This window comes from Streptomyces sp. NBC_00273 (assembly GCF_036178145.1).
Classification (GTDB): Bacteria; Actinomycetota; Actinomycetes; order Streptomycetales; family Streptomycetaceae; genus Streptomyces.
This window is the reverse complement of record NZ_CP108067.1, coordinates 8,931,067-8,949,924: the sequence shown is the minus strand read 5'-3', so window position 1 is coordinate 8,949,924 and position 18,858 is coordinate 8,931,067. Positions and strand designations below refer to the sequence as shown.

Sequence of the window (18,858 nt, the reverse complement as noted above, 5' to 3'; positions counted from 1 at the left end):
ACTCCTCAGGACAACCGGGCGCGGTGCGCGGCTCGTTCCAGAGCATGCTGAGCGGAAGCTGAAGCCCCGCTGAAGCCACCTGAAGACCTCTTCAGGTGGCGGCGGGGAGGGCCTGAGATCCTGTCCGGCATGCGCGTACTGGTGGTGGAGGACGAACGGCGGCTCGCCGTGGCCCTGCAGCGAGGGCTTCAGTCGGAGGGGTTCTCGGTGGACCTGGCCCACGACGGGAACCAGGGCCTGTGGATGGCCGCGGAGCACGACTACGACCTCATCGTGCTGGACATCATGCTGCCCGGGCTGAACGGGTACCGGGTGTGCGCGAGGCTGCGCGCGGCCGGCAACGAGTCGGGGATCTTGATGCTCACGGCGAAGGACGGCGAGTACGACGAGGCGGAGGCGCTCGACACCGGCGCCGACGACTTCCTGTCCAAGCCGTTCTCCTACCTCGTCCTGGTCGCCCGGCTGCGCGCGCTCGGCCGGCGTACGGGCCGTCGGCGGCCCCAGGTGATGCGCTTCGGCGACCTGCTGCTCGACCCCGCCCGTCACTCCTGCTCCCGCGGCGGCACGGAGATACGGCTGACCGCGCGGGAGTTCGCGGTCCTGGAGTACCTGGCCCGGCGCTCGGGCGAGGTGGTGCCCAAGCGGGACATCCTGGAACAGGTGTGGGACAGCGCCTTCGACGGCGATCCCAATGTGGTCGAGGTCCACGTCAGCGCCCTCCGCCGCAAGATCGACGCACCGTTCGGCCGCACCGCGGTGGAGACCGTGCGCGGAGCGGGGTACCGGCTGGCGGCCGACGGTGGCTGAGGCCGAGCGTCCCGGCCGGCGCGGACGCGTGCGGGCCGCCCTGCACGCGGTCCCGGGCGCGGCCCTGCGCCGGTGGCCGGTGCTGCGCCGGCTGTGGCCGACCACGGTACGGGCACGGGCCACCGTGGGCGCGAGCGTGGTGGTGGCCGCGGCCCTGGCGCTCGCCTCGTTCGCCCTGCTCGGGCTGCTGGAGGCGAACCTGATCCGCAACGCGGAGAACGACGCCCGGCGCCAGGCCGAGACCGTGGCGCAGCTCGCGTCCGCCGGGAAGCTGGGCCGCGTCCGGCCGCCGGCCCGCGGCATCGACTTCGTCCAGGTGGTGGGCGCCGACGGACGCGTCCTGTTCGCCAGCCCGAACCTGGCCGGCGCGCCCGCCTTCCCACCGCCCGGTCCCGGCGCTCCGGGAACCCGGTTCCACACGTGGCGGGTCCGGCCGGTGGACGGTGAGTACCGGCAGCGGGTCGTCCAGGTCGTCACGCAGACCCCGGACGGCATGGCCACCGTCTACGCCGGCGCCTCCCTGCGGGACGCGGACGCGGCGGACGACACGACCACCGCCGCCCTCGTCATCGGCATGCCCCTGCTGCTGGCCACCGTCGCCCTGGTGACCTGGCGGGTCACCGGCCATGCGCTGCGGCCGGTGGAGGAGATCCGGGCCGAGGTCGCCGAGATCTCCGACCGGGGCCTGCACCGCCGGGTTCCGGTGCCGGCCACCCACGACGAGGTCGCCCGGCTGGCCGAGACCATGAACGCCACCCTGGACCGGCTGGAGGCCTCCGGGATGCGCCAGCGACAGTTCATCGCCGACGCCTCCCACGAACTGCGCAGCCCCATCACCGTCCTGCGCACCCAGTTGGAAGTGGCGCTGGCCGTCCAGGACCCGGAACTGTGGCCCGAGCTGATCTCCGGGGCGCTGGAGGACATCGAACGGCTCCAGCACCTCACGGCCGACCTGCTGTTGCTCGCCCGGATCGACGCGGCCCAGCCGGTGGCCGCCGCTCCGCTGGACCTGACCGCGCTGGTGCGCGAGGTGGTGGAGGGCCGGCTCGGCGACCGCGTCCCCGTACGGCTGCGGCTGGAACCCGATGTCGGGGTCACCGCCGGCGCGCTGTGGCTCGGCCGCATCGTCACCAACCTCGTCGACAACGCGCAGCGCTACGCGGACGCGCGCGTGGACGTCACCCTGCGCACGACCGGGCACCCCACCCGGCCGGGCAGCGCCGTGCTGGAGGTGGTCGACGACGGCCCCGGGATCCCGACCGCCGACCGGGAGCGGATCTTCGAGCGCTTCACCCGCCTCGACGATTCGCGCAGCCGCGACCACGGCGGAGCCGGACTGGGGCTCGCCATCGCCCGCGACCTGAGCACCCACCACGGGGGAACGCTCACGGCCGAGGGGGGTGCGGGCGGGGCCGGGGGCGCGCGGCTGGTGCTGCGCCTGCCGACGACGCCCCGGCCCTGACGGCGCCGGGCGACGGGGGCGGCCGGGGTGACGGGGCGGCCGGGGTGGCCCGCGCTCACCCGTTCACGAAGAGGATGTCCTCGCTGGGGTGGGTCATCCGCAGGATCTGAGCGTCCGTGATCTCGACCAGCCGGTGGAAGCCGGTGAGGACCTCGTCGCCGGGCAGGATGCGGAACTTGTCCTCGGACCCGGCCAGGAAGGCGGGGAAGCCGGCCAGTGAGCAGTTATCGGGGTCGAAGTCGAAGTAGTCCTTCAGCCGGCGGAAGAGCTTGGGGAGGATCACCGCTCCGGTGTCGTCGTCCGTGATCGAGCGGATGCCGTCGATCTTCGCCCCATCGACGGTCACGTCCTTCGCCCACAGCCCCCGCGGCGGTGTGTCCTCCTTCGCCGCCCGGGCGGCGGCCTTGAGCCCGTCCCGCAGGTCCACGGGCAGGCCCTCGTAGAAGGTCGGGTAGGCCAGACCGATCGAGAGCAGGTGATGGTTGGCGGTCCGCTCCAGCCGCTTCTTGTCGACGTCGATCCGATAGCCGCTGTACGCGGGTGGGGTGTCTCGGCCGACCAGTGCCAGGCAGCGGCCGAACATGTCGGTACCGCTGGTGAGGATGTAGCCGGGCACCCTGTCGGGTTCGGTGGTGACCGTCCCGTCGTCGTGCCACTCGATGCTGGTGAAGCGGAGCCAGGTCAGCAGGGCATGGGCGGCCTTGCGCGCGTACTCGATCGGCTGGCGCCGCTCCGACCCGTAGCTGCCGTTCGTGTAGTGGGTCTCCAGTGCGTCGATGCCCTCCAGGCGTACGGAGACGCGACCGTCCGCCTTGGGCAGGACCCCGGTGCACCCCGGCACGAGTTTCCAGTCCGCCACGTCGTCCGGGGTGAAGGGGACGGTGTCCCCGTCCGGCCTGGCTCCGCCGTTCACCCGGAACGACCCTCTGATCAGCAACATGGACACGACGACTCCCACGGACGCAACCGAACGATCACTTTCAGTAGCAGTACGTCACTCACGGTACACGTCACGGTCCCGCGGAAGCGCAGGAAAACCCGGTGCCGCGGCAGGACTCGATCACTAGACTCGCCGTGCGCGCTGCCGACGGGGCACCGCGCGCCTCATGCCGAGTGAAGAGAAGGGGAGCCGCGCCATGTGCACGTACCGCACCGCCGCCTTCGCTCCCCCGACCCGGTACGACGTGATCCCGGTGTCTCGCAGCGCGCGGTGCCGGCTGCGCGGCCGTCACCGTATGCCCGTGACCCACTTCTAGGGTTCCGTCCCCTCCTGCCTTCCGTACGCCCGCCAGCCCGCGAGCCCGTACGCCCTCCTGCCCGGACTCCTTCCGGACGGGACGGCGACGCCGCCGTGCGCTGCGGCCGCCCGGGAGGACCGGGGCCGGCTTCCGGGAATCGCGCCGCCCTCTTCCTCCGCACGTACGAAAGGCCTCGGGCCATGCGCGCCAACAGGCAGCCCCGCACCACCTCTTCCCCCACCGCCGTCCGCAACCTGGGCATCCTCGCCCACGTGGACGCCGGCAAGACCACCATCACCGAGCGGATCCTCTTCGCGACCGGCTCCATCCACAAGCGCGGCGAGGTCCATCACGGCACCACCGTCACCGACTACGACCCCCAGGAACGCGATCGCGGCATCACCATCTTCGCCGCGGCCGTGAGCTGCGCCTGGGACGGTCATCGCGTCAACCTGATCGACACCCCGGGTCACGTCGACTTCTCCGACGAGGTCGAGCGTTCCCTGCGGGTGCTGGACGGGGCGGTCGCGGTGTTCGACGCCGTCGCCGGCGTCGAACCGCAGAGCGAAACGGTGTGGCGGCAGGCCGACCGGCACGGTGTGCCGCGGATCGCGTTCGTCAACAAGCTCGACCGGCCGGGCGCCGACCTCGACGCGGCGGTCGCGTCGATCCGCGAGCGCCTGGGCGTCGTTCCGCTGGTGGTACAGCTCCCCATCGGAGCGGAGGACTCGTTCTCCGGCGTCGTCGACCTCCTGGCGATGCGCTCGCTGCACTGGCTGACCGGCTCCGACGGCTACCAGGAGGGCCCCGTCCCCGAGGCGCTGCGGGAGGAGGCGGCCCGGCGCCGCCGGCTCCTGGAGGAGACGGTGGCGGAGCTGCACGCCGACGCCCTGGAGGAGTTCTGCTCGGCCTCGGCCCTGACGGAGCGGACCCTGGTCCGTGCCCTGCGGGAGCTGACGCTGCGTGGTGACGGTGTGGTGGTGCTGTGCGGATCCGCGTACCGCAACCGCGGGATCGAGCCGCTGCTGGACGCCGTCCTCGCGTACCTGCCCTCGCCCGCCGAGATGCCCGCGGTACGGGGGCTGGTGGCGGACGGTGTGGAGCAGGAGCGCGCCCCCGACCCGGCGGAGCCGTTCACGGCCCTCGCCTTCAAGGTGACGGCGACGGCGACCGGGCGGCTCACGTACCTGCGGGTCTACGCGGGCACCCTGCGCAAGGGCGCGACGGTAGTGGACGCGGCCACGGGCCGTACGGAGCGGGTCGGCCGGATCCTGCGGGTCCAGGCCGACCGGCACGAGGAACGGGAGGAGGCGGTGGCCGGTGACATCGTCGCGGTGATCGGGCTGAAGGCCGCCCGGGCGGGCACGACCCTGTGCGCGCCGGGCGCCCCGCTGGTCCTCGAACCGCCTTCGGTGGCCGAGCCGGTGGTGTCGGTCGCGGTCGAGGCCCGGCGCAACAGCGACACGGGCCGGCTCTCGGCGGCGCTGGCGCGGCTGGCCGAGGAGGACCCGTCGCTGGTGGTGCGGTCCGACGCGGAGAGCGGCCAGACCGTGCTGTCGGGGATGGGCGAGCTGCACCTGGAAGTGGCGGTGGAGAAGATCCGCAGCGGCCACGGGGTGGAGGTCGTCGTCGGCCGGCCGCAGGTCTCCTACCGGGAGACCGTCGTGCGCGGGGTCAGCGGCCTCGTCCACCGGCACGTCAAACAGGACGGTGGGGCCGGCCAGTTCGCGCACGTCGTCCTCGACGTCGAACCACTGGAGGAGCCGTGCTTCGAGTTCCGGTCGACGGTCGTCGGCGGACGCGTACCGCAGGAGTACGCGCGCGCCGTGGAGGCCGGTTGCCGGGACGCGCTCGCCGAGGGCCCGCTCGGCGGGTTCCCGGTGACGGGGCTGCGGGTCACGCTCACCGACGGGGCGACCCACTCCAAGGACTCCTCGGAGATGGCGTTCCGCGCGGCGGGTCGGTTCGGGCTGCGCGAGGCCCTGCGCCTGAGCACGATGGAGCTCCTGGAGCCGCTCGTCGAGGTCACGGTGACGGTTCCGGAGGACGGCGTCGGGGGTGTGCTGGGTGATCTCGCGGCCCGCCGCGGCCGGGTCTCGGGTTCCACGGCCGAGGCCGGGACCGCGGTGATCACGGCGGCCGTGCCGCTGGCCGAGCTGTTCGGCTACGCGTCCCGGCTGCGCGGCCGGACACAGGGTCGGGGCACCTTCACCACCCGGCCGGCCGGTCTCGCACCGGTCCCGGCGTCGGTCGCGGGAGCCCTGCCGGTCCGTTGAGACCGCCGGGTGAGCGCCGGGCGGCTGCCCCGCCCCACCCCCGTTTGTCGGGGGCGGGGCAGCCGCCCGGGCGAACCGCATCGAGGGTCCGCCGAACCGGTCACCCGGTTCCGGTCACGCCCGGGCGGACGGGGCCGGCAGCGTGGCGAGTTCGCCCAGGGCGCGCGCCGCCGGCGCCGGATCGACCAGCCACTTCAAGTGGCTGCCCGCCAGCGTGCGGACGTCGTAGGCGTTGTCCGGTGTCAGCTCGTTGCCCTCGCGGATCAGCCGGTCCTGTAGGGCGAGGGGCAGGCCCGCGTCGTCGACCAGGCGGACGTAGGTCTTCGGGACGCGGCCCCAGGTGGCGGCCTGCGCCCGGTCGGCGGAGCCGCCGACGTCCAGGTTCTCGTCCGGCTGGAAGGTGTTCAGGAAGGTCAGGAACTGCTCGTCGGTGCCGTCGGCGAAGAAGGCCTCCTTGAACGCGGCGAGCGAGTCCGGTTTCGCCGTGCGGAAGTTGACGCGCAGCAGACCGAGCTCGGCGGGGTTCCCGACCAGCGCCGAAGCGAAGGCAGCGGGGTCGACCCCGGCCATCTCCGGCTCGGCGTAGTAGTCGTTGACGTCGAGACGGACCGGGCACCAGGCCGAGACGTAGACGATGCGGTCGATCAGGTCCGGGCGTGCGTTGGCCGCGGCCGTGATCGTGAGGCCGCCCCGGCTGTGACCGACGAGGATGACGGGGCCGTTCCGCTTGGCCCGTTCGAGGATCCCGATCAGGTGCGCGACGTTGTCGGCGAGGGTGATGCCCTTGATCGAGCCGGGCGCGGTGGCGAGCCCCTCGGGGTCCTGCGGTGACTGATAGGCGCGGGTGAAGGTCGCCCGGAAGCCGTGACCGGGCAGGTCGACGGCGACCGATCGGTGCCCGAGGAGACCGAGTTCGGCCTGGAGGGGCGCGAAGGAGAAGGAGTTCGCGAAGGCTCCGTGGACCAGTACGAACGTCGGTTGCATCGGTGTCCTCTCTTTCCGGCCGCCGCGGTTCCGCGGCGGCCATGGGGCCCTGTCGGGCATGGAACCTGCTGGGCGAACGGGCCGCTCGCCAGCCGCCCTGCGTGATCAGTCCGAGGTGCGGCGCAGCACCAGGCAGAGGAAGCCGAAGCTGTCCCGGTAGCCGTGCAACCACTCCGTGCGCGCGGCGGTGGCCGTCTCCAACGCCTGAGCGGCGGCGGGATCGTCGGGGTGCTCCAGAGCCCATCCGGCCAGCGAACCCCAGCAGGCCCACTCGTAGGCGTCCAGCTCACTGCGCGTGCTGACATGGCCGTGGACGGGGGTCCATCCGTCGGCGACGACGAGGTCCACCGTGGTCGCCAGGTCGGCGAGGTCACCGAACATCTCGACGGCCTCCGGTGAGGGGGCGCGGTCCCAGAACGACTCGCCGATCAGAACGCGGCCGCCGGGAGCCAGGTGTGTGCGGGCCGCCTTGAGGGTGGGGAGAAGACCGCCGAAGGCATGTGCGGCGCCGACGCTGATCACCAGGTCGAACCGCTGTGGGGAGACGAAGTCCGCGGCTTCCTGCTGGTGGAGGACCAGGCGCGCGTCGACTCCGCGTTCGCTCGCTGACCGGCGGGCCTGCGCCAGGGCGACTTCGGAGACGTCGACGCCCTCGGCGTGCAGGTGCGGGCGCGTCTCCAGGGCGCGCAGCAGCCACTCCGCCGTGCCGCATCCGAGGTCGAGCACGCGCTCGTCGCCCCGCGGCAGGCCGCGTTCGAGCAGCCGGCTGACCGAGTCGTCGGCGAGCGGAGACTTGATCGGGTGGTCGGCATGGGCGATCGCGGAGATCTGTTCACGGCTCATCGGCGCGGCGTGCCCCGCGTCGAGGAGCAGTTTCGCGGCCACCTCCGTCCCGTCGGTGCGGATCGTGTCGGCGACGGCCTTCGCCCGTGCCCCCGTCTCGGGGGTCAGGGCCGTCTCGAGTGCGGCCGACAGGGACTCGAAGGTCGGGGTCGGACCGTCGTGTGCCGCGCCGATGCCCAGCGCGGCCACGCGGCCGGCCCAGTACGGCTGGTCCGCCATCTGGGGTACCACCACCTGGGGGGCGCCCGCCCGGGCGGCCGTCGTCGTGGTGCCCGCGCCGCCGTGGTGCACGACGGCGGCGACCCGGCGGAACAGTGCCTGCTGGTTGACCTCGCCGATGGCGAAACAGTCGTCCCGGTCGTCGATCAGGGCCAGGTCCGCCCAGCCCCGCCCGACGAGTACGCGGCGGCCCTGCGCGCGGACCGCTTCGATGGCGGCCCGGGCGACGTCCTGTGCGTCGCGCACGGGAATGCTGCCGAAGCCCACGTACACCGGTGGCGTGCCGGCGTCCAGGAACGCCTCCAGGTCGGCCGGGAGCGGGCGTTCGTCCGGTCGTATCCACGCGCCGGTCTGCACCACATCGAGGTCCGCCGGCTCCTGCCACGGGCTCAGGACCGGGTCCGCCGCCAGCCACGGCCGGTCGGTGAGGACGTAGTCGCGGAAGTGGTCCACCGGGGGCAGGCCGATCGCCGCCCGGTGGGTGTTGAGCCCCACGCCGAACAGTACGTTCATGTTCTCGACGTCCAGGTCCCACAGCGCCTGGTTGTCGGTCACGTCCGGCGGGAACGGCCGGCCCGGCCGTTCGAACGGGGCATGGTGCGGCGACGGCAGATAGGTCGGGAAGTAGGCCACGAACCTGTAGGGGATGCCCAGTTCCTCGGCTGCCAGCCGCGCGCCGGCCGCGGCCGGGAGCAGGCCGGTCGCCACCATCACGTCGCATCCCTCGGCCGCCGGGGCGACCGCTTCGTACGTCATGGCGAGCAGCGCGGCCGCGCGCTCGGGCAGTCCCTCCGCCGGCATCGGCGTCGTGCCGGTCACCGCCCCCTTCACGATCTCGCGCACCGGCGAGCCGATCGGCACCAGCGGCAGGCCGACGCCGTCGAGGAAGTCGGCGAAGTCCGGCGGAGCGCACACCCGTACTTCCGCGCCGAGCGCCTTCAGCTGCACTCCGAGTCCCGCCATCGGCTCGACGTCCCCGCGCGACCCGTACGCCATCAACAACACGCGCATGTGGTGATTCTCATTTCGTTGGATTCTGTTCTCTGGATTCGTCCGCACGGGAAGGGCCCGTGGTCGGGGTCAGGTCGCGGGCACGTCGAGCTGGAACTCGTGCGTGCGCCGGTAGGAGCGGAATCCCAGCCGGTGGTTGACGGCCAGCATGTGCGCGTTGTCGTCGGCGTTGTCCGTCTCGATCTCGACGACGCCGGGGTGCTCGGCGCGCAGATGCCGCACCATGGCGGCCTTGACCCACAGCCCCAGCCCGTGGCCGCGGTGTGCGGGGACGACCGCCGTGTCGTACTGCTGGGCACGGGGCCCGGAGCCCTGCGGGAGCAGGATCTCGGTGTAGCCGGCCATGGTGCCGTCCTCGTGGACGGCGGCGATGGTCAGCAGGGTGTCCCCGCGGTCGGCGATGACCTTCGCCATGGCGCGGACGCGGTCGCCGTCCCACGCGACGCTGCCGTAGTCCATGTCCCCCATCGGCATGTCGTTCATCGCGTTCTTGGCCTCGGCGAAGGCGGCGGCGAGCTCGTCGGGGACCGTTCCGGTCCAACCGGTCAGCCGGTAGCCGGGAGGTGCGGTACCGACGATCCGCAGCAGGTCGGCCTCGGGCAGCTCGTCGAGGCGCAGGATGAGGTGGTCCAGGGTGAGCACCCGGTGGAAACCCAGCCGTTCACCGAAGGCTTCGCCCGGGCTGCCGTCCGCGGCCGCCGCGACGAGGCTGCGCCGGTTCTCGGTGCGGCAGGCCGCCACCACCGCGGACAGCAGGCGGGAGCCGGCCCCCAGGCGCCGGTGCGCGGGGTCGACATGGAGTTCCAGTTCGGCCAGGTGGTCCCTCCCCGCGGAGGTGAACACCCGCAGGCCGGCGACGCCGACGGGGACGCCGTCCGCCCCCGTGGCCAGCCAGGTCAGACGGCGGCTGCCCAGAGCGGGCCGGGTGAGCTGGGCCGTGACCTGTCCGGGTCCCGGTGGCGGTACTCCCGGCAGGTCGTGGGCCATCGAGGCCACGACGACCTCGTGCCACGCGGCGGCCTCGGCGGCCGAGACGCGCTGGAGCGGTAAGACACGTACGGATTCGGACAAGGTGATCGCTTTCGTGGTCGAGTCGGTCGTTCTTCGGGATGCCGCGAGGGCGTGCTCGCGGCGGCGGCTGATCGGGCTGTGTCAGGCCGTGGTGCCGTCGGGCCGTGGTGCCGTCAGGCGGTGATTCCCGGAGTCCAGCGGTCGAGGGCGGCGTACGCCGGGATCCATCGGGCGGTGCAGGCGGCGTACGCGGGTGCGGGCAGCCGGGCGAGGAGCCGCTCCGCCGTCCGTTCGTCGGCACCGTCCAGCAGCCACGGCAGCAGCAGCGGTGCGTCCTGATCGACGTACTGGGCTTGGACCCGGCCGAAGTGGCCCCACTGCTCGGCCGTCAGCACCCCCTGGACCAGCGGGAGCACCGCCTCCTCCTCGTGCTCGAGGTGGCCTGCCAGGCCGCGGGCCAGCGCGTCGGCGAGCTGCCCCAACCGCAGCGAGCCGGCACCGGGGTCGGCCAGCGCGCCGTCGATGGCCCGGATCACCGTGCCGATGGCGGCGTGTTCGGCCTCCATCACCTCCAGCAGCGCCAGGTCCCTCGGCCGGCCGGCCAGGTTCCGCCGCAGCGACGGCCACAGCGCGTCGTCCTCGGCCGCGTGGTGGGCGTGGAGGGCCTTCTTGAACAGCGTCCATCCGGCAGCGGTGGCCAGCACCTGCCGCGGATCATGGTCCGCAGCGGTGGTGAGCCGGTCCAGATGGGCCAGTTCCCGGCGCAGGGCATCATGCATCGCGTACATCGCGGTCAGGTCGATGGCGTCGCTCATGGGCGGTTCGAGAACGTTCCGGCGTGCTCGCCGAGCACAGGGTTCACGTGGCTGGAGGCGAGACGCACCGACGACGGGGCGGAGGCGCTGGCGGAGCGACGCCGCACCGCGTCCGACCGTACGGGCGGGGGTTCTTGCACGCGTGACTGCATGCCTCAAAGATCTTGCGGCTCGCCCGTATGATCAAGGAACAGTTGTGCGCGGTTCGATAACCGCCAGGTTATCGACGAAGGGCCGTGGACCGGTGGAGCTGCGGGACATCGAGATCTTCCTGGTGCTGGCCGAGGAGTTGCATTTCGGCCGGACGGCACAGCGGTTGCACATCTCCCAGGCTCGCGTCAGCCAGGCCATCAAGAAGCAGGAACGGCGCATCGGCGCCGAGCTGTTCGCCCGTACCAGCCGCACGGTGCGCCTGACGGAGGTCGGCCGCCAGTTCCGCGACGATCTGCAACCGGTCTACGCAGGCCTGCACGAATCCCTGGAACGCGCCCAACTGGCGGCCCGTGGCATCACCGCACAGCTCCGCGTCAGCCTGATGCCCTTCAACGTCGCCGATCTGTACCCCTATTGGAAGGCGTTCCGCGCGCGGTACCCGCACTGGGGTCTCCAGGTCCGCCAGGCGACCTTCACCGATGTGTTCGGTCAGCTCCGCAACGGTGCCATGGACGTCGTGGTCGTCTGGCTGCCGGTGGAAGAGCCGGACTTCACCGTCGGCCCGACCCTGTGCACCGACTCGCGGATCCTCGCCGTGGCCCGCGACCACCGGCTCGCGGAACGGGACTCGGTACCGCTGGAGCTGCTCGCCGACTTCCCGCACGGCACTGCACACGGCCTGCCGGACTACTGGGAGGACAGCTACCTGCCCTTCCACACCCCACGAGGCCGCAGGATCGAACGCATCATGTCCGCGGCCTCGGACAACGCCGATGAGCTGATCAGCCACGTCGGCATGGGCGAGATCATCCACGCCTTCCCCGGCCATGTCACCCGGCACTGGGGCATGTCGAACATCCGTTGGCTTCCCCTCCCCGACATGGCGACCATGCAATTCGCCCTGGTCTGGCGCACCGAGGCCGAGAACGACCTCATCCGCGCCCTGGCCGACACCGTGCGGGACCTCGGCGTGTTCCGCTTCTGACGAGTCGTGCGTCGCAGCGGCGCGGGCCCAGCACACCGCCGCGGCACGGCGATCAGGCGCTCGTCGGCGGATGCGGAACGCACACCCGCCGGAGTCGTTCCTTCGGGACCAGCAGAATCAGCCACAACTACGTTGTCCATGCGCTGTAGTTGGCCGCTCCTGAGCGTCTCGGCAACCATTCGGGCCCCGCGCGGGTCCTCGGAAGGAGGCCCCCGCGCGGGTGCGCCGCAGTCGGGGGGTGGAGCAGCACCATGAGGGTCCGCAGAGCAGTGAAGAGCGTCGGCGAGTTCCTGATCGAGGCGGTGGGAGAAACCCTCGGCGAGGCGATCCTCACCCTGCTCGCCTGCGCCCTGCTCGCCTGCCTCGTTCTGATCGCCCATCTGAGCTGGTCCTTCAGCCCGCGCTTGACCATCGCAGGGGCCGGACTGCTCAGCCTCTTCCTCGCCCACGGCGCCTGGCAGACCTTCCGCACCCCCACGGAGGGTCGTCGTCGGGGCCTCGCCGCCCTGACCACGGCCGGCTTCACCCTGGCCGCAGGGACGGCCGTCTTCCTGCTGTTCTACGGCACGGGCTGCAACTGCTCCTGATCGGGCGCAGCCCTTAAGCTGCGGGAATCGGCAGTACTCGCAGACAGACAAGGTGAACATGTTCGAGTCGGTGCAGGAGAATCCCTACCCTGACAGCCACGTCCTCGGCGAGGGTCCCGAGCCGCACCCGCTGCTGCGGCCCGTACTACCCCTGCTGGGACGCTGGCACGGCCGGGGGCAGGGCGAGTACCCGACCCTCGAGACGGATTTCCGCTACGAGCAGGAGATCACCTTCAGCCACGACGGCCGCCCCTTCCTGCGCTACGAGGCACGCGCGTGGCTGATCGACGGGTCCGGGTCGCCGGTGCGGCCCGCGAGCCGTGAGGCCGGGTGGTGGCGGGTGACTCCCGACGCCGCTCTGGAGGTCGTGCTCGCCCACCCGACGGGCGTCGTGGAGACGTACGTCGGGCGGGTGTCCGGTACGGAGATCGAGATCGAGACCAAGGACGTGGCGCTGACCCCGCTGGCCAAGGAGGTCACCGGCACACGGCGGCACTACACCGTCGAGGACGACGGGATGACGGTCGTCCACGACATGGCCGCCGTGGGACAACCCCTACAGCACCACCTCACGACGCACCTGCGGCGGCGCCCGTCGTAGGTGGCGGCTGCGGAGATCACCCGGGTGCCCCGGCACGGGCTGCGGGTGCTGCGGACCGCGCCGTCGCATAGTCGGTGGCAGGCCGGAGCCGAAGGCCGTGACCGTGGGGAGTGACCGTGATGGATGTGGGACGACGCTCCGCGCTGGCGGGCCTGCTGTGCGCGGGGTGCGCGGGGGTCACCGGGTTCGTGCCCCCCGCGCCTGCCGCGGCCGCGCCGGGGCGCACCGCCCGGGCCGCCGCCGGTCCCCGCCCGCCGGCCGCGCTGCTGGGCGAGGAGATCCGCCGGCTGCCCACCTCCCGCAAGGCACTGGCCCTCACCTTCAACGCCGCCTGGGACGTCGACGGGATCGACACGGTGCTGGCCGAACTGCGCCGGCGAAAGCTGCCCGCCACCTTCTTCCCGACCGGGGAGTTCGCCGAGACCCACCCCGCGGCGGTGCGCTCCATCGCCGACGCCGGACACGGCCTCGGAAACCACTCGTACAGCCACCCCTCCTTCGACGACCTCAGCACCGCCGAGCGGGCGGACGAGGTGCGCGAGGCCGACGCGGCCATCCGGGCGGCGTCCGGGACCGAGCCCCTGCCGTTCTTCCGGTTCCCCTACAGCTCCACCACCCCGGAGTCCATCGCCGACGTCAACGACCTGGGCTACGCGGCGATCGAGTTCAGCACCGACACGAACGGCTACCTCGGCCCGCAGGGCGGCATGAGTGCGGACAAGGCCGTCGAACGGGCCGTCGACGCCTTCGCTCCCGGAGCGATCATCCAGATGCACGTCGGCAGCAACGGCTCCGGCGTCGTCCTCGACGCCGAGGCCCTTCCGCTGATCGTCGACGCCGCCCTGGCCGAGGGCTACGAGGTCATCGACCTGCGCCGGTTCCTCGAAGCCGGGGCCGCGCTCCGGTGAGGGTCGCCGTCATGAGGCGGTCCGCGGCCTTCGCCAGCCGGTGGCCGGCGATCTGGCAGGTCACCAGGGACACGGCGGCAGGTCCGTCCTCGGCGGCCGCTTGATCGCCGAGGACGGCGCAGATGCCTGCCGTCAGCGCGCCGAACACCGCGTTGATGCCGGGCCCCGGACACAGCAGCACCATGACGCACAGGAAGATCAGCCGGAAGGCCACCGGGCTCTGCCGCGCGACGACGTCGGCGCGATGACCGGCCGGTCGGGAGAAGAGTCGGGCGCCCCGGGTCAGGCCGGCGGAGAAGAACAGCAGACTGACGGCGGTGAAGTACACGACCGCGGGGAACAGGGCGGACCTGGCCCCGGGGGCGACCGGCCCGAGGAGCGAGGGGCCGAGCAGGATGCCTCCGACGACCTCGCCGATGACCGGCGGTTGGCGCAGGGCGCCGAAGAGGCAGCCGCATCCGTGTGCGGCGGCGCAGATCACGGCGAGCGCCGCCAACAACCGGATCGTATCGATCGCCGTCATCCTCGTTCCTTTCGCGGGAAGTGCGGGGCGGGGGGCAGTTCAGCGGGCTTTTCGGCGGGCTGATCGGCGGCTGGGAATTCCAGTGCGCGCCGGGGCCGCCGACCACGTACTGTCTCCCTGTCGATCACGGGGAGAGGACATTCATGCAGGTCAGATCCAGACGCGGCTTCCTGGTCACGGCGGCGGCCATCACCGCCTCGGCGACCGTCGCTGCCTGCCGCAGCAGGAACGACGCGAGGAGCGACGACCCGCTCGACGTCTCGGCGAGCGCGAATCTGCCCGCGGCCCGGGAATCGCTGGCCGCCGACGGCACCACCATCGTGCTCGGCGACCCCGGCGCTCCTCTCGCCGTCCGGCTGTACGAGGACATGAGCTGCCCGGCCTGCGCCGAGTTCGAGACGGAGGGCACCGCCCCGTACCTGAAGCGCGCGGCCCGCAACGGCGCGCTACAGCTGCAGTTCACGCTGGGGTCCTTCCTCGGCCCGGGATCGAAGTTCGCGGCGAACGCCCTGCGCGCCGCCCTGGATCAGAACAAGTTCGCCGACTACCACGACCTGCTGTACCGCCAGCAGAGGGCTGTGCGGAAGTCCGGGGGCTTCACGCGGGACCGACTGCTGGCCATGGCCGTCATGGTTCCGGGCCTGCGCGGCCCGGAGTTCGACGCGGCCGTGCTGGAGACGAAGCACCGGGACTTCGTCGAAGCCGCCGACGAGGTGCTCGCCAAGTCACCCGTCCTGGGAACCCCCGCCATGGCGATCGACGGAGCCTTCGTACCGTCGGACGGCCACGATCTCTTCAGCGATCGCAATCGACTCTACCGGCGCCTCGAGAAGGCGGCCCGGGCCAAGCGGTAAGCGCGGCCGCCGCGGCGCGAGGGGCAGCTCCGGCTCCTCAACTCCTCTGCTGACCGGGCCCGTTGCCCGGTCGGTTATCGTCCGACTCGGCACTGACGGATCGGAACACGGGGATGTGACGGGTGAGCGAGAAGGAAGTTCTGGCGCAGCGCTTCGAGGAGCACCGCTCCCACCTGCGGGCGGTGGCCTACCGGATGCTGGGCTCGCTCAGCGAGGCGGAGGACGCGGTGCAGGAGGCCTGGTTCAAGTTGAACCGCTCCGACGTGGCCGCGGTGGAGAACCTGGGCGGCTGGCTGACCACCGTGGTCGGCCGGGTGTGCCTGGACATGCTGCGCTCGCGCGGCACGCGGCGCGAGGATCCGCTGCACGACCAGGACGGGCAGGTCCGCCTTCCCGACCCGATCGTCAGCCGCGCGGACGGGCTCGACCCCGAGCAGGAGATCCTGCTGGCCGACTCGGTCGGCATCGCCCTGATGGTCGTGCTGGACACCCTCGCCCCCGCCGAGCGCCTGGCCTTCGTCCTGCACGACCTGTTCGCGGTGCCGTTCGACGAGATCGCCCCCGTCCTCGGGCGTTCCGCCGCCACGACCCGGCAGCTCGCCAGCCGGGCCCGCCGCCGCGTCCAGGGCGCGGCGCCCGCCCCGGACCCCGACCGGACCCGGCTGCGTGCGATCGTCGACGCCTTCCTCGTCGCCTCGCGCGGCGGGGACTTCGACGCCCTGGTCGCGGTCCTCGACCCGGATGTGGTGGCCCGTTCCGACGGCGGCGCGCTGCGTCCCTCGCTGCTCCGGCGCGGCGCGGCCGAGGTCGCCTCCCAGGCGATCACCTTCGCCCGGTTCGCCGAGGACGCCCGCGCAGCACTGGTCAACGGGGTCCCGGGGGTCGTCGCGATGGCGGAGGGCCGGCCGCTTTCGGTCATGGCGTTCACCATCCGGGACGGCCGGATCACCGCGCTCGACATCCTCACCGACCCCGAGCGCCTGGCGCGCATAGACCTGAGCGTCCTCGACGGCTGAGCCGCCGCCAGTCACCGGGCGGAGCCGGGCCCACCGAAACCCGGCTCCGCCCGGCTCCGTACGCCGCGCTCGGTACGGGTACGCCTCGCCCGCCCGTTCTGCCGGCACGACCACGTCCGACCACCGGAGTGATCCACCCCACACCCTGTCACAACTCGGGAGGGTGCGGTGTCTTGATGTCGAACCGCTCGAGACAGAGGAGACGCACCATGGCACAGCACACCGAAGTGGTCGTGATCGGCGGCGGATACGCAGGCGTCATGGCGGCGAACCGCCTGACGCAGCGGGACGGCGTGGCGGTGACCCTGATCAACCCGCGCGCGACGTTCGTCGAGCGGATCCGCCTGCACCAGCTGGCGGCCGGGACCGACGACGCGGTCGTCGAGTACCGCGAGGTCCTGGCCGAGGGCGTTCGGCTGGTCGTGGACACGGTGACCCGGATCGACGCGGGCGGGCGCGCCGTGGAGCTGACCGACGGAGCCCCGGTCGGCTACGACTACCTGGTCTACGCGGTGGGCAGCGGCAGCGCCGACCCGAGCGTGCCCGGAGCCGCCGAGTTCGCGTACCCGATCACCACCCTGGAGGAGGCGCAGCGGCTGCGGCCGGTCCTCGACGACGCCGCCCCCGCGACGGCGGTGACGGTGGTCGGGGCGGGTCCGACCGGCATCGAGACCGCCGCCGAACTCGCGGAACGGGGCCGCCGCGTGACCCTGGTCTGCGGTGGAGTGCTCGGCCCCTACCTGCACGGCCGGGGCCGCCGCTCGGTCGCCGGGCGGCTGGCCAAGCTCGGGGTGACCGTGCTCGACGGCCCCGGGACGAGGGTGACGGCGGTGACCCGCGAAGTGGTGGAGCTCGCCGACGGCCGCGCGGTGCCGAGCGGGGTGACCATCTGGACCGCCGGCTTCGGCGTGCCGGACCTGGCCGTGCGCAGCGGGCTGAGCACGGACGCCCTGGGCCGCCTGCTCACGGACGAGACGCTGACGAGCGTGGACGACGTACGCATCCTCGCCGCCGGGGACTCGGCGGCGCCGTCGGGCCTGCCGCTGCGGATGAGCTGCCAGGCCGCGATGCCGCTGGGCGCGCGGGCGGCCGACACGGTGCTGAGCCGGATCGACGGAGAGCGGCCCTCGACCCTCAACCAGGTGTTCGCCGGACAGTGCATCAGCCTGGGCCGGGGCGCCGGCATCTTCCAGTTCGCCCACAAGAACGACGTGGCGCTGTGGTTCCACATCGCCGGTCGCCCCGGCGCGAAGGTCAAGGAGCTCGTGTGCAGGGGCACCGTCAAGCACCTGGCCGACGAGGCGGGCAAGCCCGGTTCGTACGGCTTGCACCGCATCTCGGGAGGGGACCAGCGCGGGCGGCGGCTGCGGGCCGAGCTGGGTGAGACGGCGACCACCGCCGATCGGCCAGTCTGACGTGAGCGGCCGGGACACCGACACGGCGACCGATTCCTTCGTCGCCCATCGCAACCTGCTGTTCACCGTCGCCTACGAGGTGCTCGGCTCGGCGGCCGACGCCGAGGACGTTCTCCAGGAGACCTGGATGCGCTGGGCGGAGGTCGACGTGGAGCAGGTGCGCGACCGGCGCGCCTACCTGGTCCGGATCACGACCCGGCAGGCGCTCAACAGGCTGCGCAGCATGACCCGTCGCAAGGAGGCGTACGTCGGCCCCTGGCTGCCCGAACCGCTGCTCACCGCGCCGGACGTGGCCGAGGACGCCGAGCTCGCCGAGAGCGTGTCGATGGCGATGATGCTGGTGCTGGAGACGCTGTCGCCGACGGAGCGCGCCGTCTTCGTGCTGCGCGAGGTCTTCGACGTCGGCTACGCGGAGATCGCGGCGGCCGTCGACAGGAGTCCCGCGGCCGTCCGTCAGATCGCGCACCGCGCCCGCCGGCACGTCGATGCCCGCCGTCCGCGCGAGGTGGTCCCCCCGGGTCAGACCCGGGCGGCTCTGGAGTCGTTCCGGCACGCCCTGGAAACCGGGGACCTCCAGGGTCTGCTCGACGTACTGGCCCCCGAGGCCGTCTTCGTGGGCGACGGCGGCGGCGTCAAGCAGGCCGCGGCCCGCCCGATCGTCAGCGCCGACAAGGTGGCCCGCTTCATCATCGGCGGCACCGCCAAGAACGGTGCCGCCCTCTCCAGCGTCCTCACCACGGTCAACGGCAACCCCGCCCTGGCCCTGCACCTGGACGGCGAGTTCGACGGCATCATGGCGATCCGCCTGGAGGACGCCCGCATCACCGGCATCTACTACGTCCGCAACCCGCAGAAGCTGACCCGCGTCGCTTCGGAGACCCCGCTGTCCCTGCGGTGAATCAGGGGCTCGGTGCCGGTGGGGGGAAGCGCGACGTCGGGTTCTGCACGCTCCCCGGGCGAACTCCCGCACCCCGGACGTCCTTCCGCGGCCCTCCGGAGCGCATCCCACCTACCGCACCTCACAGGTCGTGACCAAGAGAATTCAGCAGGTAGCAATTAGGTGAATTCCTGACTGAATTCCCGTCAACAAGCCTCCGGTTCATATCTCGATTTGATAACAACCCGTCCGGAAAGGACTGGACCATTGGAG

17 protein-coding genes and 1 pseudogene are annotated in these 18,858 nt (G+C 72.3%); 11 read left to right on the top strand and 7 right to left on the bottom strand.

All coding sequences use genetic code 11. The features are described from left to right. Positions 1-129: 129 nt before the first annotated feature. Entirely contained in the window at positions 130-807 is a 678-nt protein-coding gene (locus OG386_RS40130) for a response regulator transcription factor (RefSeq protein WP_328792251.1), read from the top strand. A gap of 82 nt (positions 808-889) precedes the next feature. Further along, a complete protein-coding gene (locus OG386_RS40125) occupies positions 890-2,269 on the top strand; it encodes a sensor histidine kinase (protein WP_405790591.1) in 1,380 nt (459 codons plus the stop codon). Positions 2,270-2,324: 55 nt separating this feature from the next. Here the strand turns inward: OG386_RS40125 and OG386_RS40120 are convergent, their stop codons facing one another. Beyond that, positions 2,325-3,209, bottom strand: a complete 885-nt coding sequence (locus tag OG386_RS40120) for a thermonuclease family protein (protein WP_328792249.1) — start codon at positions 3,207-3,209, stop codon at positions 2,325-2,327. Between the two features lie 498 nt (positions 3,210-3,707). Between OG386_RS40120 and fusA the strand changes: the two genes are divergently transcribed. Beyond that, positions 3,708-5,783 (top strand): elongation factor G, encoded by a 2,076-nt coding sequence (gene fusA, locus OG386_RS40115; protein ID WP_328792248.1) that lies wholly within the window; start codon positions 3,708-3,710, stop codon positions 5,781-5,783. Positions 5,784-5,897: 114 nt separating this feature from the next. Here the strand turns inward: fusA and OG386_RS40110 are convergent, their stop codons facing one another. The 5 genes and pseudogenes from OG386_RS40110 to OG386_RS40090 all read right to left on the bottom strand — a co-directional run bounded on the left by OG386_RS40110 (position 5,898) and on the right by OG386_RS40090 (position 10,666). After that, positions 5,898-6,767 (bottom strand): alpha/beta fold hydrolase, encoded by an 870-nt coding sequence (locus tag OG386_RS40110; RefSeq protein WP_328792247.1) that lies wholly within the window; start codon positions 6,765-6,767, stop codon positions 5,898-5,900. A 105-nt stretch (positions 6,768-6,872) separates the two neighbouring features. Further along, positions 6,873-7,610, bottom strand: coding sequence for an SAM-dependent methyltransferase (locus tag OG386_RS40105; RefSeq protein ID WP_328793526.1), 738 nt, complete (start codon positions 7,608-7,610; stop codon positions 6,873-6,875). Positions 7,611-7,628: 18 nt separating this feature from the next. Further along, positions 7,629-8,840 (bottom strand): annotated as a pseudogene (locus OG386_RS40100) (glycosyltransferase); the annotation flags it as partial. A gap of 69 nt (positions 8,841-8,909) precedes the next feature. Beyond that, positions 8,910-9,911 (bottom strand): GNAT family N-acetyltransferase, encoded by a 1,002-nt coding sequence (locus OG386_RS40095; RefSeq protein ID WP_328792246.1) that lies wholly within the window; start codon positions 9,909-9,911, stop codon positions 8,910-8,912. A gap of 113 nt (positions 9,912-10,024) precedes the next feature. Next, complete coding sequence (locus OG386_RS40090) at positions 10,025-10,666, bottom strand: hemerythrin domain-containing protein (protein WP_328792245.1); 642 nt, start codon at positions 10,664-10,666, stop codon at positions 10,025-10,027. Between the two features lie 244 nt (positions 10,667-10,910). On the opposite strand from OG386_RS40090, the gene OG386_RS40085 reads away from it, so the two are divergent. The 4 genes from OG386_RS40085 (at position 10,911) to OG386_RS40070 (ending at position 13,900) form a co-directional block, all read left to right on the top strand. Continuing rightward, positions 10,911-11,804 (top strand): LysR family transcriptional regulator, encoded by an 894-nt coding sequence (locus OG386_RS40085; RefSeq protein ID WP_328792244.1) that lies wholly within the window; start codon positions 10,911-10,913, stop codon positions 11,802-11,804. A 251-nt stretch (positions 11,805-12,055) separates the two neighbouring features. After that, complete coding sequence (locus OG386_RS40080; RefSeq protein ID WP_328792243.1) at positions 12,056-12,391, top strand: lysine transporter LysE; 336 nt, start codon at positions 12,056-12,058, stop codon at positions 12,389-12,391. A 58-nt stretch (positions 12,392-12,449) separates the two neighbouring features. Then, entirely contained in the window at positions 12,450-12,992 is a 543-nt protein-coding gene (locus OG386_RS40075) for an FABP family protein (RefSeq protein WP_328792242.1), read from the top strand. A 119-nt stretch (positions 12,993-13,111) separates the two neighbouring features. Further along, positions 13,112-13,900 (top strand): polysaccharide deacetylase family protein, encoded by a 789-nt coding sequence (locus OG386_RS40070; RefSeq protein ID WP_328792241.1) that lies wholly within the window; start codon positions 13,112-13,114, stop codon positions 13,898-13,900. Here the strand turns inward: OG386_RS40070 and OG386_RS40065 are convergent. Continuing rightward, entirely contained in the window at positions 13,854-14,423 is a 570-nt protein-coding gene (locus OG386_RS40065; RefSeq protein ID WP_328792240.1) for a hypothetical protein, read from the bottom strand. The two genes, OG386_RS40070 and OG386_RS40065, sit on opposite strands and share 47 nt — an antisense overlap. 143 nt (positions 14,424-14,566) lie before the next feature. On the opposite strand from OG386_RS40065, the gene OG386_RS40060 reads away from it, so the two are divergent. From OG386_RS40060 to OG386_RS40045, 4 genes are all read left to right on the top strand, one after another. After that, on the top strand, positions 14,567-15,277 hold the full coding sequence (locus OG386_RS40060; RefSeq protein ID WP_328792239.1) for a DsbA family protein: 711 nt from the start codon (positions 14,567-14,569) through the stop codon (positions 15,275-15,277). 122 nt (positions 15,278-15,399) lie between these two features. Next, positions 15,400-16,293 carry a sigma-70 family RNA polymerase sigma factor gene (locus tag OG386_RS40055; RefSeq protein ID WP_328792238.1) on the top strand — a complete coding sequence of 298 codons (894 nt, stop codon included), beginning with the start codon at positions 15,400-15,402 and terminating at the stop codon, positions 16,291-16,293. A gap of 209 nt (positions 16,294-16,502) precedes the next feature. Then, on the top strand, positions 16,503-17,708 hold the full coding sequence (locus OG386_RS40050) for an NAD(P)/FAD-dependent oxidoreductase (RefSeq protein WP_328792237.1): 1,206 nt from the start codon (positions 16,503-16,505) through the stop codon (positions 17,706-17,708). A gap of 1 nt (position 17,709) precedes the next feature. Further along, positions 17,710-18,606 carry an RNA polymerase sigma-70 factor gene (locus tag OG386_RS40045; protein ID WP_328792236.1) on the top strand — a complete coding sequence of 299 codons (897 nt, stop codon included), beginning with the start codon at positions 17,710-17,712 and terminating at the stop codon, positions 18,604-18,606. Positions 18,607-18,858 lie beyond the last annotated feature (252 nt).

Coding starts and splice junctions, on each gene's coding strand:
- OG386_RS40130 (WP_328792251.1), top strand. CDS start 130: ATGCGCGTACTGGTGGTGGAGGACGAACGGCGGCTCGCCGTGGCCCTG.
- OG386_RS40120 (WP_328792249.1), bottom strand. CDS start 3,209: ATGTTGCTGATCAGAGGGTCGTTCCGGGTGAACGGCGGAGCCAGGCCG.
- fusA (WP_328792248.1), top strand. CDS start 3,708: ATGCGCGCCAACAGGCAGCCCCGCACCACCTCTTCCCCCACCGCCGTC.
- OG386_RS40110 (WP_328792247.1), bottom strand. CDS start 6,767: ATGCAACCGACGTTCGTACTGGTCCACGGAGCCTTCGCGAACTCCTTC.
- OG386_RS40105 (WP_328793526.1), bottom strand. CDS start 7,610: ATGAGCCGTGAACAGATCTCCGCGATCGCCCATGCCGACCACCCGATC.
- OG386_RS40090 (WP_328792245.1), bottom strand. CDS start 10,666: ATGAGCGACGCCATCGACCTGACCGCGATGTACGCGATGCATGATGCC.
- OG386_RS40080 (WP_328792243.1), top strand. CDS start 12,056: ATGAGGGTCCGCAGAGCAGTGAAGAGCGTCGGCGAGTTCCTGATCGAG.
- OG386_RS40075 (WP_328792242.1), top strand. CDS start 12,450: ATGTTCGAGTCGGTGCAGGAGAATCCCTACCCTGACAGCCACGTCCTC.
- OG386_RS40070 (WP_328792241.1), top strand. CDS start 13,112: ATGGATGTGGGACGACGCTCCGCGCTGGCGGGCCTGCTGTGCGCGGGG.
- OG386_RS40065 (WP_328792240.1), bottom strand. CDS start 14,423: ATGACGGCGATCGATACGATCCGGTTGTTGGCGGCGCTCGCCGTGATC.
- OG386_RS40060 (WP_328792239.1), top strand. CDS start 14,567: ATGCAGGTCAGATCCAGACGCGGCTTCCTGGTCACGGCGGCGGCCATC.
- OG386_RS40050 (WP_328792237.1), top strand. CDS start 16,503: ATGGCACAGCACACCGAAGTGGTCGTGATCGGCGGCGGATACGCAGGC.